Below are 14,175 nucleotides of genomic sequence, written 5' to 3' on the forward strand. Positions count from 1 at the left end.
TCAGACCCGGCAGGTGATGCCGGGTCTGAGTGTCTCAGTACGTCAGGAAACCAGCTCCTGCGCATAGAGATAGAGCGCTTTCAGCTGCCCAACCTTTTCTGCATCCGCTCCATGCAGATTGGCCAGTCCCTCCAGCTCCTGCATAAACGCCGACACGCGCTCAGCATTCAGCACTTCACGGCGATGCTGCAACCAGCGTTGCTGCTCGGCATCATCCAGCGTGCCGGGGAAGTTACGCGCCCGGTAGCGGAACAGCAGTTTTGCCACCCGTGCACTTTCAAAGCTCAGGTCGAGCGCGGGCAGATTCGCGGGCGCGGTCTGACGAATGATATTCATCCCGGCGCGGTCGGCATCACTGAAGAAGCCATCATAAAGTTGCGTGTCTACATCGTCTGAAGGCGTAAACGGCTCCGCTTCCGCAAACAGCGTGACCAGCTTTTCCCGCACGTCGGGCTGCTGACGCAGCAGTGCCAGATTCGCCAGACAGTGCTGACGGTCAATGCCCAGACGGGCCGCATCTTCCGGACGCAGCGTACTGGCAGGGGCCAGCACCGGACATTTGTTAATATGCACCAGTTTTACCGGCACCGGCGGCAGATCGCCAAGGTCGTTTTTCGGCGTAAAAAGACGCTCACGAAGCGTGTCAACATCCAGTTGCAACAACGGCGACATGTCACCCGCCAGATCCACGACGATCAGCGCATTGCGGTTATCGGGATGCCAGGCCAGCGGCACGATCCAGCTGGTGTTACCGCGCGCGGCGCCAAACATGCCGGAGACATGGACCAGCGGCTTCATCTGCGGGATGTCGATCAGGTTCATCAGCTTGTTTTTGTTTCGATGAGTAAACAAAAACTCAAACAGTTTTGGCTGCTTCTCTTTTACCAGCTTCGCCATCGCCAGCGTGGCGTACACATCAGACATCGCATCATGGGCATTTTCATGGGCCACGCCATTGGCTTTGGTCAGATGCTCCAGCCGGAAGCTGGGGAAGCCTTCTTCATTCTCCGGCCAGATGATCCCGTCAGGGCGCAATGCGTAACAGGCACGCATCACGTCCAGGAGGTCCCAGCGTGAGTTGCCATTTTGCCAGGCCCAGCCATAAGGGTCATAGAAGTTGCGATAGAAGATATTGCGTGTCACTTCATCATCGAAACGCACATTGTTGTAGCCCACCACACAGGTTTGTTCGGTGGTGAACAGCGTATGAATGCGTTCGGCAAACTCTGCTTCGATCATGCCCCGACTCATCGCTATCTGCGGGGTAATGCCGGTAATCATCACGGCTTCAGGCTGTGGCAGGTAGTCGTCAGGCGGACGGCAGTAGAACACGTCGGGCTCGCCAACCGGATTAAACTCGCTGTCGGTGCGCAGGCCGGCAAACTGGGCGGGCCGGTCGCGAGAGGGGCTGGTGCCGAAGGTTTCATAATCGTGGAAGAGGAAAGTAGGCTGTACGCGGTCGTTATTCAAATTTCATATCCGTTCATTGCGTTCACTGACTTTATAAACAGAAAGCGAGAAAACGGCTCTCTGTTCGCTCTGAATTTGTCTGCGCACAGCAGGCTGAATGATGTTCGTTGTGTCTGATGTGCGCTGATTGTGGTTCAGCCGTGTCGTGCCATTATAGTGGCCCAATACAGCCGATGGGGCTTTACCTGTATGGTAAACCATAATCCGGCACGCCAGAAGTTAAGGGTTTAACCCGCTACATTGCTTTTTAGCTGCACCGCAGCAAGAACCGCAGCATCAGACGAATAAGACCCTGTTGGTGTCGTTGGTCACGCTCCCAGACCGGACGCTGTTTCGTCTGTTCTCACTGCGTCATGCCCGGCGCTTGCGGTGCAGGTCGCCCTATGAAATCTGCTCTTTACCTGTGGGATGACGCGGATCACTGGCGTTAACCCGGCACCTGGCAGGTCAAACCCCGTCATCAGTTCATACTTTTTTTCAATTTATTCAAACCTTCACAACGCTTTTGCCGTAAAACGTGCGGCTGTTTCCGTTTCGTTTTAGAAATTTTCTCTCCCGTGTAATTAAGGATGAAGTGTTGAAAAGGCGTCTGCTGTTCACCGTTACCGCTACTCTATTTTGGGCCTCGCTGGCACAGGCTGATGCGATCCCCTTTCCTGTGACGCCTCCGGCGATTGATGCCGCTTCCTGGGTGCTGATGGATGCCACCACCGGGCAGGTCCTGACGGCGGGTAATCCCGATGAACGCCGCAACCCCGCCAGCCTGACTAAGCTGATGACCGGTTACGTGGTGGATCGCGCTATCGACCAGAAAAAAATCAGCCGCGACGATATGGTCACGGTCGGAAAAGATGCCTGGGGAGCGGGTAATCCGGTGTTTAAAGGCTCATCGCTGATGTTCCTGAAGCCAGGCGATAAACTGAGCGTCCGGGACTTAAGCCGTGGCGTCATCATCGATTCCGGTAACGACGCCTGCGTTGCGCTGGCGGATTACGTGGCGGGCAGCGAAGCAAACTTTGTCGGCATGATGAACCACTATGTCGAAAAACTGGGTCTGCAGAATACCCATTTTGAAACAGTGCATGGACTGGATGCACCCGGTCAGTTCTCCAGTGCGCTTGATATGGCAAAACTGTCACGCGCTATTATTGATGGTGAGCCGGACTTTTATGCCATGTACAGTGAGAAAACCCTGACCTGGAACGGCATTACTCAGAACAACCGTAACGGCCTGCTGTGGGACAATAATCTTCACGTTGATGGACTGAAAACGGGTCACACTGAGACGGCAGGCTTTAACATTATTGCCTCGAATGTGGTGGGCAAGCATCGTCTCATCGCCGTTGTGATGGGGGGTAAAAGTTCAAAAGGCCGTGAAGAGCAGGCGCGTAAACTGCTGGTCTGGGGCCAGAACACCTTTGATACTGTTCAGCTGTTCCATGCCGGTAAGAAGATTGGCACTGAAAATGTCTGGTACGGTAATCCTCATCAGGTCGATGTCGGAACCGCAGATGATGTTTATCTGTCGCTGCCGCGCAGTGAAGTGCAGAACGTGAAGGCGAAGTACGTCATTAATCGCAAAGATCTGGAAGCCCCGCTGAAAGCCAATGAAGTGGTGGGTGAAATTCAGGTGATCGATAAAGATCAGCAGATTGCTCACTATCCGCTGGTGGCGCTCAGTGCGGTTGAACCGGCCGGTGTCATTACCCGCGTGACGGATTATCTGAAGCAGAAGTTCTGATTAGCCGATTGTCAGCACTCAAACGGGTAGCCTGCGGGCTGCCCGTTTTCACATTGATGCCCTGTGACTGTGTGTCGATAAAAGTTACAGAGCCGTAGCCAGTTGTTTTTAACTTCCGGGCAGGTATGTGAGACGGATGTTGATAATTGTAAGCGAACGTCAAAACTGTTTGAAATATCCCGCCTGCGCTAAGCCTGAGCCGCGTTCAGGGTTAAGATAGCCACATTATGTTCCCGCAACCGGAAAGCCACCTTGCGTCCTGATAAGCCCATATCAAAACTGGAGTTCTGGTTTTATCGCCATTACCGCTCCGTTCACGGCGTGCGCATTGCCATCGCCTTTTTGCTCTGCTTCATCTTTGTCCGGGCAACCGGGATACCTGAAGGCACCTGGCCGCTGATTACGCTGGTGGTGGTGATGGGACCGATCTCCACCTGGGGAAATGTCTTTCCGCGCGCGCTGCAGCGTATCAGCGGCACGGTGGCGGGCTCCATCTCCGGTCTGATTGCTCTGAAGCTGGAACTGATCTCGATGCCGGTGATGCTGGCCTGGTGCGGTGTCATCATGGTGATCAGCGGCTATCTGACGCTGGGCAAACATCCCTACATGGCGCTGTTGATCGGAATTACGCTGAGTGTGGTGGTGGGTGCGCCAACCGGCGATTTCACCATGGCATTGTGGCGGGGCGGTGATGTGATTCTGGGATCGCTGATGGCGCTGCTGTTTACCGCGATCTGGGCGCAGCGGGCCTACATCCACTGGCGTATTCAGCTCTCTGACGCGCTGGCGGAAATGGCGAAGATCTATCACGCCGGTTTTTCGCCCAACCTGGTTGAAAAGCCGCGTCTCAACAAGCCGCTGAGCAAATTGCTGAGCAGCGTCATTAAGATGCGAGCGCTGCTGGAGCCGTCGAGCAAAGAGACGCGCATCCCGAAGTCGGTGCTTGAAGCCATTCAGACCATTAACCGTAATATGGTTAACACCATTGAGATGCAGATTAATGCCTGGTGGGCATCGCGTGAAAGCCATCTGATTATGCTTAACGCACCCGCACTTCGCCGCACCCAGCAGATGACCGAGAACACGCTGCGGGCGCTGTCGGTGATGGCGATTGAGGGGGAAACGGAAGAGGTGATTGCCAACAGCCATGAGCTGACTGAAATCAGCGGCGAACTGCGACGGCTGATCGCCGACGCGGGCAGCGATGGTCTGGAAGAGACGCCCATCTACGGCTACGTCTGGCTGACGCTGGAACTGGCGAAACAGCTGGAGCGGATGACCGATCTGATGCGAATGGCGCTGCGCAAATAATCACCTCAGACAATGACTTAATGTGAAACCGGGTTTCTTTGCGCTAAGATAAGAGCCAGTCTGAATTTAGCTGTGAAAATTGCTTACCTGGCGGGCTAGCCGCTAAGCTGATCGTTTTGACTCTCTCCCTGCGTCAGCAGGCTCAAAGAAAGGTGCCATCATGGAAAATGCCAAGCAGTCATTTCAGGACGTACTGGAGTTCGTGCGTATGTTCCGCCGCAAAAACAAACTGCAGCGTGAAATCGTCGACAACGAGAAGAAAATTCGCGACAACCAGAAGCGCGTTCTGCTGCTCGACAACCTGAGCGAATATATCAAACCGGGCATGAGCGTTGAGGCTATTCAGGAAATCATCGCCAGCATGCGTGTGGATTACGAAGATCGCGTCGATGAGTACATCATCAAAAACGCCGACCTGTCGAAAGAGCGTCGCGAGCTGTCTAAAAAGATCAAAGCGATGGGCGTGGGCGAACACCCAAAAGCGTAAGGGCCTATAGCTGAGCGCTAATGCGACTGAGCTCCTATGCGAACCCGCTTCCACTCTGGTGGAGCGGGTTTTTTATTGCCCGCATAACCGCAGATTTATTTACCCGCCAGCCTTCGCGCAATCCCCTGTAGCTGCTGTGACAGCGCCACTAAATCGACCTGCTTATCTGCGGGCGGGGCGGTGGTCTCGCGGATCACCAGCGTGGTTTCCAGCGCGATGTGTGAAGCTTCTTCACCCTGAAGCCGCGCCAGCATCCGCTCGACGCTCTGTGCGCCAAGAAAGTGTAAATCCTGCCGCACCGTGGTCAGCGGCGGCTGATACCACGCGCTCTCGGCGGTATCATCATAACCAATCACCGATATCTCACCGGGAATCGCCACGCCATACTGATGCAGCGCCCGCATCGCACCCAGCGCCATCTGATCGTTTGCGACCAGCAGCGCCTGTGGCAGATCGTCGGGCAACTGCGCCAGCAGCGCCTGGTAGCCAGATTGCGCGCTCCAGTCGCCCCGCAGTGAACAGTGCGGCGTTAACTGATGATCGGCCAGCGCTTGACGCCATGCGTTTTCACGCTGACGGGCGGACACCGAGCGCAGCGGTCCGTTTAGCAGGCCAATCTGACGGTGACCCAGCGACACCAGATGTTCAACGGCAGCGCGCGCGCCAGACTCATTCGGGTACTGACACTGCGCCACCGCGGCCCTGGGTTCAACATCCAGAAACAGCACCGGTTTACTGCCACACAGCAACTGGATCTGCTGCGCCTCGTCCGCCTCCAGCGGCAGATTGATCAGCAGCCCATCGACCCGCTGTGCCAGCAGTTCATTCACGGTGGCGGCCGCATCGTTACCGCTGTCCATCGCGATCACCAGATGATATCCCGCCCTCGCAGCACGCTGCTGAATCGCCGAGGCGATCTGCGCCGGTGCCATCAGCGCCAGATCGCTGGTAGCCAGACCGAGCGTGCGCGTCGCTTTGCCCGCCAGCTGCTGCGCCACGCGATTAGGCACATAATTGAGCTGCTGCATTGCCGCCTCAACCCTTTGCCGCGTGCGGGCTGACACCTGTTCAGAACGATTTAAAACACGTGAAACGGTTTGATATGAGACGCCAGCCAGTTGAGCGACATCATCGAGGGTCACGGAGCGGGAAGTCATTGAACTCTCCAAAATATGAAGCGATGAGTGTAGCAAATTTTCCTGCTGCGCTGCTGCTGCCGACCACACTTTCACCGCCACACTGCCGGGGGCCATTGCTGCACCCGGTCAGCGCAGTTGGCCCTGGTTAACACTGTTGCAGATAGACCTGCAGATTCACATCCACTGCGTTCAACAGCGGCGTCGCGAGGCCATTTCGTTTCGCCCGCAGCAGCAGATCGCCTATCACCTGATCCGCTTCGATATCAGAGCCCTGGGTGAGATCGCGATACATAGAGGAGGTCATGGGCGTCGCCGGATTGTTCAGCAGCTCAAAAATGCGGGCGGTGACCGCCGGGCGCGGCTGATAGCCTTCGGCAGTGATGACGGACAGAATCTCAGTGAAAACCCCCTGTAACAGCGCTTCACCGCCGCGCGAGGTGAGAATTTGCTGAGTATTGCCGCGTGCCAGGCAGCAGACCGCGCCCAGCGTGCTCAGCAGCAGCCACTTTTCCCACAGTTCATGCATGATGTTGTCACTGAACAGGGTATCAACCTGACAGTCGCGCAGTGCGGCATCAACCCGCTGCAGCCGCGCGTCGTTGTTACCGTCCAGCGCACCGTATAAGAGCTGATGCAGCGGCGTCATCTGGATCACTTCACCCTGGTCACCCAGCGTAGCATTGATTTTACACAGGCCGCCAATCACCTTATCTTCGCCGAAACACTGTTGTAGTGTTGCGATGTGCCGCATTCCGTTGAGAATCGGCATGATCAGGGTTGCCGGGCCGACCGCAGGCGCAATGTCATCCATGACCTGATCAAGGGCAAAGCTCTTCACCGTCACGATAATCAGGTCATAGTGGCTTTTCAGCGTGCTGGCCTGGATTAGCTGCGGCTGAAACTTTTCAGTGCCCTGCGGCGTCTGTAATACCAGACCGTGGGTCTGAAGCTGCTGATAACGCCGTTCACGTACCAGAAACGTGACATCCTGACCTGCCTGAATCAGTCGTGCGCCAAAATACCCACCGGTCGCCCCGGCACCTGCCATCAGAATACGCATCCCACTCTCCCTTTCTGAAAACCTCTACCTTAGAACGCCGCAGCCGGGCTTACCAGTCTTAGCAAGGTCAGAGCGCATTGAGGAGCATAAAATGCCAGGTCGGGAAAGCGTCGGCAGGGAGGCGGCAACGCAGAGTCTCCCTCTGTTCCGGTTAAACGATTAAGCCAGCATGGTGCGTTACAGCCGGGTGACGCCCAGCGCGGCGGCCTGCTGCTCCCATGCCAGCACAACCTGATAATTATCTCTATGCACCGGGCTGAATCCGCCGATCAGATTATCGTCGCAGATGGCGCGAAACGCAGGGTCGCTCACCAGCTGAAGCAGTATTGTGCGTAACGTCTCCAGCCGGGCCGCTGACGTTGAGGCTGCCGTGATCAGCGGTAATCCGGGTGCGGCTGGTGACTCTCCGATGATATGCAGGCCGCGCAGTTCCTCAGGCGCATGGCGCGCCAGCAGCGCCCAGCTGACGCAGTCGATCGCCGTGATATCCGCCTGTGAATCCCGCAGTGCCGCCAGCGACTGACGGTGCCCGCCGCTCAGCAACAGCTGCGAAAACGTTATGCCCTGAAGCGCAGCGACAAACCGCAGCGTGTTATAGCCAGAGTGCGAGTCCAGGCTGTTTGCCACGGCCCGCTGACCATTAAAATCGGCGAGCGTTGCCTTTTTATCCCGCGCCACCAGCCAGCTGCGATATGCGTAACCGTTGCAGCCCGGTGCCCGATAGTGAAATGCACCGACCAGTTGCACTGCAGGCAATTGACAGACCAGCGGATAGCCGCAGGTCTGGCTCAGCAGCAACCGATCATTCTGCCAGTGTGTCAGCAAATCCTCAGGCCAGACCGGTTGCGCGGCCATACCCTGCTGTGCCAGCAGGGTAACCATCGCCTGCATCAGCGCCTGCGTAGCGGGTGGATGAATCGCATACATCGGCAAAGCGAGCAGGGTATTCATGTGTGTTTTCCGGTGGCGCGTAATGCTCTCAAGGGTAGTTCAGATTCAGCAGCAACCTGCGCCCCGGCAATCTATTGGGCGTACCCGTGTCTGACAGCTGAAACCCGCAGAAACCCGAAGAGTGAAAGCCAGGTTGGTCAAAAGTAACGTGGATACGCTGCAGGCTATGTCGAAAATCCTGAATATAGCGCTGAAAGATATTGACTATCAGTGGCGGCGCGGAGGGCGTAACCTTTCCCTATCGAATATCGCCTTATGCTCACAGGCGTTTAACGCCTGTCAGGAGAACTACAGATGAAAAATATTGGCTTCTTATCTTTTGGTCACTGGACGCCTTCGTCTCAGTCTGCCACCCGTACCGCGCAGGATGTCTTATTGCAGTCGATCGACCTGGCGGTCGCCGCCGAAGAACTGGGCGCAGATGGCGCTTACTTCCGCGTCCACCATTTTGCCCGCCAGCTGAGCTCGCCATTTCCGCTGCTGGCTGCCGTGGCCGCGCGCACCAAAAAGATTGAGATTGGCACCGGCGTCATCGACATGCGCTATGAAAACCCACTCTACATGGTGGAAGACGCCAGTTCAGCAGACCTGATCTCCAATGGTCGTCTGCAACTGGGTCTGAGCCGCGGTTCACCGGAGCAGGTGATTGATGGCTGGCGCTACTTTGGCTTTGAACCCAAAGCGGGTGAAAGCGATGCGGATATGGGACGTCGTCACACCGAAGAGTTCCTGGAGGTGCTGCGCGGCGAAGGCTTTGCGAAGCCGAATCCGCAGCCGATGTTCCCGAATCCGCCTGGCCTGCTGCGCCCTGAGCCGCTTTCTGAAGGGCTGCGCGACCGCATCTGGTGGGGCTCCGGATCCAATGCCACCGCAGAGTGGGCAGCAAAAATGGGCATGAACCTGCAAAGCTCAACCCTGAAAGATGATGAAACGGGTGAGCCGTTCCACATTCAGCAGGCGAAACAGATTCGCGCCTATCGTGAGGCCTGGAAAGCAGCCGGGCATCAGCATGCGCCACGCGTCTCTGTCAGCCGCAGTATCTTTGCGCTGGTGAATGATATGGACCGCGCCTATTTTGGCCGCAGCGGTAACGACCAGGATTCGGTCGGTTTTCTGGATGAGAAAACCCGAGCCATCTTTGGCCGCAGCTACGCCGCAGAGCCTGAAGTGCTCATTAAGCAGCTGGCACAGGATGAAGCCATTGCCGAAGCGGATACGCTGCTGCTCACCGTGCCTAACCAGCTCGGTGTCGCCTATAACGCCCATGTTATTGAGGCGATCCTGAAGTATGTCGCCCCGGAACTCGGCTGGCGTTAAGTGACCCAGCGCCCTGGATAAGCAGGGCGCTATCTGGTTTACCTTGTCCGCAAATGATGCGCGTTCGTTGTAATGTCTCTGCAGCCTGTGCGTATCATCACCTTCTGATTCTTTAGCTTTTCCCCTCTGTGTTTATCGCTGGCAGATCATTCCCGACCTGACAGGGTATTTCTCACTCACTCACTCACTCACTCACTCACTCACTCTTTCTTAGTTAAAACCTGCGATTTCTGGAGTGGTGACTTTCCTCTATTTTAGTCACGCCTGCGCCCGGAAGGGAGTCACATCCACTTAGTCAGCATTTCAGTAAATTCTCTGCTTAAGCCGGTTCTTCTCGTTGTTCTTTGAAGATTGATTCAACGGATAATGCCTTTCCGTAATTAGTGACCATTGACAATATTGGTCACACGATAACAAAATGGCGGCACTCTCCTGCTTACTGTTGAAGGTCATCTATGCTCAGGTTCATTCCCGCCACCCTGGTTGTTTGTCTGCTGCCACTGGCGCTGGTGGGCTGCCGGGACAACGCGTCCAAAGCGGATCCGCGCACCCAGCCGCCGCTGGTCAGGGTCACGAAAGTTCTCAGCGCTGCGGATGACAGTCGCGCATTCAGCGGCATCGTGGTTGCCCGGGTTCAGAGCGACCTCGGCTTTCGGATATCGGGCAAAATCCTCGAAAGGCTGGTGGACAGCGGCCAGCGTGTGAAGCGTGGTCAGCCGCTGATGCGGCTTGATCCGGTCGATCTGCGACTGCAGGCCCAGGCCGCACAGCAGAGTGTTGCCGCTGCGCAGGCACGCGTCAGACAGACCCGTGCCGATGAAGCGCGTTACCGCACACTGGTGGCAACCGGCGCGGTTTCCGTGTCGGCCTATGACCAGATTCGGGCCGCTGCGGCCACCGCGCTGGCCGATCTGAAAGCCGCGCAGGCGCAGGCCAGCGTGGCGACTAATGCCAGTGGATATGCGCTGTTACTGGCGGATGACGACGGTGTGGTGATGGCAACACTGGCGGAGCCGGGCCAGGTGGTGAGCGCCGGTGAGGCGGTTGTCAGACTGGCCAGAGCCGGGCAGCGTGAGGCGAGCGTTCAGTTGCCGGAGACGCTTCGTCCCGCAGTGGGCAGCGAGGCGCAGGCAACGCTCTATGGTGCGGGTAGTGCGCCCGTGTCAGCCCGGCTTCGGCAACTGGCGGATGCAGCCGATCCGATGACGCGCACCTATGAGGCGAGATATGTGCTGGAGGGCGCACTGGCCAGCGCGCCACTGGGTGCTACCGTCACAATTTCGTTAATCAATAAACCCGTGCAACCGCAGCTGAAGGTGCCGCTGGCTGCGATCTATGATGCCGGTAAAGGGCCAGGCGTCTGGGATATTACGGGGCTGCCTGCCACTGTTGCCTGGCGGCCGGTAACAGTGATCGCGATCGGTGACGAGGCGGCGACCGTGACGGGGCAGCTGAATGCAGGCGATCGGATCGTGGCTCTCGGGGCACATCTGTTGCAGCAGGGCGAGCGCGTGCGACCCGATGACGCTGCGGTTGCAGGGAGCCAGCCATGAGCCACGGACGCTTTAATCTGTCAGCACTGGCCGTGCGCGAACGCGCCATCACGCTGTTTCTGATCATCCTGATTACGGTGGCGGGCATCCTGTCCTTTTTCGAACTGGGCCGGGCAGAAGATCCGCCGTTCACCGTAAAACAGATGACGATTATCTCCGCGTGGCCAGGTGCGACGGCGCAGGAGATGCAGGATCAGGTGGCCGAACCGCTGGAGAAGCGGCTGCAGGAGCTGCGGTGGTATGACCGCAGCGAAACCTATACGCGGCCTGGCCTGGCATTCACCATGCTCTCCCTGCAGGACAAAACGCCGCCCTCCCAGGTTCAGGAGGAGTTTTACCAGGCTCGTAAGAAGCTGGGCGATGAGAGCAGAAATCTGCCCGCCGGGGTCATCGGGCCGATGATCAACGACGAGTTCTCTGACGTGACCTTTGCGCTGCTGGCGCTGAAGGCAAAAGGGGAACCGCAGCGCCTGCTGGTGCGTGAGGCGGAATCACTGCGTCAGCAACTGCTGCATCTGCCGGGTGTGAAAAAGGTCAATATCATCGGCGAGCAGAGTGAGCGCATCTATGTTTCGTTTTCACACGATCGGCTGGCGACGCTCGGTATTACCCCACAGGAAATTTTTGCGGCACTGAACGACCAGAATGTCCTGACGCCTGCGGGCTCGATCGATACTCAGGGACCGCAGGTGTTTATCCGGCTGGAGGGCGCTTTTGATAAGCTGGAAAAAATTCGAGAGACACCGATTGTGGCGCAGGGGAGAAGCCTCAAGCTGGCAGACGTGGCTACCGTGACGCGGGGATATGAAGATCCCGCCACGTTTAAGGTTCGTCATCAGGGTGAACCCGCATTGCTGCTCGGTATTGTGATGCGTGATGGCTGGAACGGTCTGGCGTTGGGCAAGGCTCTGGCTGCTGAAACCGTCAGCATTAATCAGGCGATGCCGTTAGGGATGTCACTGACTCAGGTCACCGATCAGTCCGTGAATATCCGCTCAGCGGTCGATGAATTTATGATTAAGTTCGTCGTGGCATTACTGGTGGTGATGGTGGTCTGCTTCGTCAGCATGGGCTGGCGTGTCGGAGTAGTGGTGGTGGCGGCCGTTCCGCTCACCCTGGCGGTAGTATTTGTGGTGATGGAAGCCTCCGGCAAAAACTTTGACCGCATCACGCTGGGATCGTTGATTCTCGCGCTGGGCCTGCTGGTGGATGATGCCATTATCGCCATCGAGATGATGGTCGTGAAGATGGAGGAGGGCTACGACCGCATCAAGGCGTCTGCCTATGCCTGGAGTCATACGGCGGCACCGATGCTGGCCGGAACCCTGGTCACCGCCGTGGGCTTTATGCCCAATGGTTTTGCGCAGTCCACGGCGGGTGAATACACCAGCAATATGTTCTGGATAGTCGGTATCGCCCTGATTGCCTCCTGGATTGTGGCCGTGGTATTTACCCCTTACCTCGGGGTGAAGCTGCTGCCTGACATCAAAACGGTGGAAGGCGGTCATGCAGCCATCTACAACACACACAACTACAATCGCTTTCGCCAGCTACTGACCGGCGTGATTGCGCGTAAAGGCTGGGTAGCAGGCGTGGTCATTGCCCTGTTTATTATCGCTGTGCTCGGGATGACGCTAGTAAAAAAGCAGTTTTTCCCGACCTCAGACCGGCCTGAAGTGCTGGTTGAAGTTCAGCTTCCCTACGGCAGCGCCATTGAACAGACAGCGGCTGCGGCTGAAAAGATTGAGACCTGGCTTAAACAGCAGCGTGAGGCAAAAATCGTCACCACCTACATTGGTCAGGGACCGCCGCGTTTTTACCTGGCGATGGCACCCGAACTGCCCGATCCCGCCTTTGCCAAGCTGGTCATACTGACCGACAGTCAGGATGCACGCGAGGCGTTAAAAGCGCAGCTTCGAACCGCAATCGCCCGCGGCCTGGTGCCTGAAGCGCAGGTTCGCGTGACGCAACTGGTATTTGGCCCTTATTCACCTTATCCGGTGGCGTGGCGCGTGATGGGGCCGGACCCGGTACGCCTGCATGTTATCGCTAATCAGGTGGAAGCCGTACTGCGTGCCAGCCCGATGATGAGGACGGTGAACACCGACTGGGGCGCACCCGTGCCGACACTGCATTTCTCGCTGGATCAAAACCGACTGCAGGCTGTGGGCCTGACCTCCAGTGAAGTCGCCCGGCAGTTGCAGTTTCTGTTGACGGGCGTGCCGGTCACCACCGTGCGGGAAGATATCCGCGCGGTCCAGGTCGTGGGCCGTGCCGCCGGAGATATCCGGCTCGATCCGGCTAAGATTGCTGACTTCACGCTGGCAGGTGCGGCGGGGCAACGTATCCCCTTGTCGCAGATTGGTGAGGTGCAGGTGAAAATGGAAGATCCCCTGCTGAGGCGGCGCGACCGTACACCGACCATTACTGTTCGCGGAGATATTGCTGACTCCCTGCAGCCGCCGGATGTCTCCACGGCGCTGAATAAAACTCTGCAACCGATCATCGCAACGCTGCCTGCGGGCTATCGCATTGAACTGGCCGGTGCAATAGAGGAGTCCGGTAAAGCGACACAGGCGATGGCGCCGCTGTTCCCAATCATGATTGCGATCACACTTTTAATCATCATTTTGCAGGTGCGTTCTCTGTCGGCGATGGTGATGGTATTTCTCACCGCACCTCTCGGGCTGATAGGTGTTGTGCCGACGCTGCTGCTGTTCGGTCAGCCGTTTGGTATCAATGCGCTGGTCGGGCTGATTGCCCTGTCGGGTATCCTGATGCGTAACACGCTGATCCTGATAGGGCAGATCCACCATAACGAACAGCAGGGGCTGGCACCTTTTGCTGCGGTGGTAGAAGCGACCGTACAGCGTGCGCGTCCTGTGTTACTGACGGCGATGGCGGCGGTGCTGGCGTTTATTCCACTCACCCACTCGGTGTTCTGGGGAACGCTGGCCTACACGCTGATTGGCGGCACGCTGGGCGGTACCCTAATCACGCTGGTTTTCCTGCCCGCGATGTATGCGATCTGGTTCCGTATTCGTCTGCCAGAGAGTAAAACGGCAGTTGTGAAACCGGCGCTGTCGGAATAGTCTCAGGGTGGCGGTTGCCGCTTCGCTGCTTTTTTTAAGCACAGCGGCGGCCGT

General features: G+C 57.2%; 10 protein-coding genes. 6 read left to right on the top strand and 4 right to left on the bottom strand.

Annotated features, from left to right (window positions below; translation table 11 throughout):
- Positions 1-42 precede the first annotated feature (42 nt).
- The gene (gene sbcB / locus KTJ90_RS06820) at positions 43-1,470 is read right to left on the bottom strand and encodes an exodeoxyribonuclease I (RefSeq protein ID WP_499026049.1); all 1,428 of its coding nucleotides are present in this window, start codon (positions 1,468-1,470) and stop codon (positions 43-45) included.
- A 577-nt stretch (positions 1,471-2,047) separates the two neighbouring features.
- Here sbcB and dacD point away from each other — a divergent pair.
- The 3 genes from dacD to tmaR all read left to right on the top strand — a co-directional run bounded on the left by dacD (position 2,048) and on the right by tmaR (position 5,009).
- Positions 2,048-3,211 (top strand): serine-type D-Ala-D-Ala carboxypeptidase DacD, encoded by a 1,164-nt coding sequence (gene dacD, locus KTJ90_RS06825; RefSeq protein WP_181162198.1) that lies wholly within the window; start codon positions 2,048-2,050, stop codon positions 3,209-3,211.
- Positions 3,212-3,463: 252 nt separating this feature from the next.
- Positions 3,464-4,522 (top strand): FUSC family protein, encoded by a 1,059-nt coding sequence (locus tag KTJ90_RS06830; RefSeq protein WP_004571339.1) that lies wholly within the window; start codon positions 3,464-3,466, stop codon positions 4,520-4,522.
- A 160-nt stretch (positions 4,523-4,682) separates the two neighbouring features.
- Positions 4,683-5,009: a PTS system regulator TmaR gene (gene tmaR / locus KTJ90_RS06835; RefSeq protein ID WP_004571340.1), complete on the top strand. Its 327-nt coding sequence runs from the start codon at positions 4,683-4,685 to the stop codon at positions 5,007-5,009.
- A gap of 95 nt (positions 5,010-5,104) precedes the next feature.
- Here the strand turns inward: tmaR and KTJ90_RS06840 are convergent, their stop codons facing one another.
- The 3 genes from KTJ90_RS06840 to KTJ90_RS06850 form a co-directional block, all read right to left on the bottom strand.
- Positions 5,105-6,166, bottom strand: coding sequence for a LacI family DNA-binding transcriptional regulator (locus KTJ90_RS06840; RefSeq protein WP_140916226.1), 1,062 nt, complete (start codon positions 6,164-6,166; stop codon positions 5,105-5,107).
- Between the two features lie 127 nt (positions 6,167-6,293).
- Positions 6,294-7,208: a ketopantoate reductase family protein gene (locus tag KTJ90_RS06845; protein ID WP_499026050.1), complete on the bottom strand. Its 915-nt coding sequence runs from the start codon at positions 7,206-7,208 to the stop codon at positions 6,294-6,296.
- A gap of 177 nt (positions 7,209-7,385) precedes the next feature.
- Positions 7,386-8,159, bottom strand: coding sequence for a phosphate/phosphite/phosphonate ABC transporter substrate-binding protein (locus tag KTJ90_RS06850; RefSeq protein WP_499026051.1), 774 nt, complete (start codon positions 8,157-8,159; stop codon positions 7,386-7,388).
- A gap of 294 nt (positions 8,160-8,453) precedes the next feature.
- Here KTJ90_RS06850 and KTJ90_RS06855 point away from each other — a divergent pair, with 294 nt between their 5' ends.
- The 3 genes from KTJ90_RS06855 to KTJ90_RS06865 all read left to right on the top strand — a co-directional run bounded on the left by KTJ90_RS06855 (position 8,454) and on the right by KTJ90_RS06865 (position 14,121).
- Positions 8,454-9,476, top strand: coding sequence for an LLM class flavin-dependent oxidoreductase (locus tag KTJ90_RS06855; protein ID WP_004571347.1), 1,023 nt, complete (start codon positions 8,454-8,456; stop codon positions 9,474-9,476).
- Between the two features lie 455 nt (positions 9,477-9,931).
- Complete coding sequence (locus KTJ90_RS06860; protein ID WP_499026052.1) at positions 9,932-11,029, top strand: efflux RND transporter periplasmic adaptor subunit; 1,098 nt, start codon at positions 9,932-9,934, stop codon at positions 11,027-11,029.
- On the top strand, positions 11,026-14,121 hold the full coding sequence (locus KTJ90_RS06865) for an efflux RND transporter permease subunit (RefSeq protein ID WP_499026053.1): 3,096 nt from the start codon (positions 11,026-11,028) through the stop codon (positions 14,119-14,121). Before KTJ90_RS06860 ends, KTJ90_RS06865 begins: the two co-directional genes overlap by 4 nt.
- The last annotated feature ends 54 nt before the right edge of the window (positions 14,122-14,175 follow it).

The organism is Pantoea jilinensis, from assembly GCF_019104105.1.
In the GTDB taxonomy this organism is placed as follows: Bacteria; Pseudomonadota; Gammaproteobacteria; order Enterobacterales; family Enterobacteriaceae; genus Pantoea; species Pantoea eucalypti.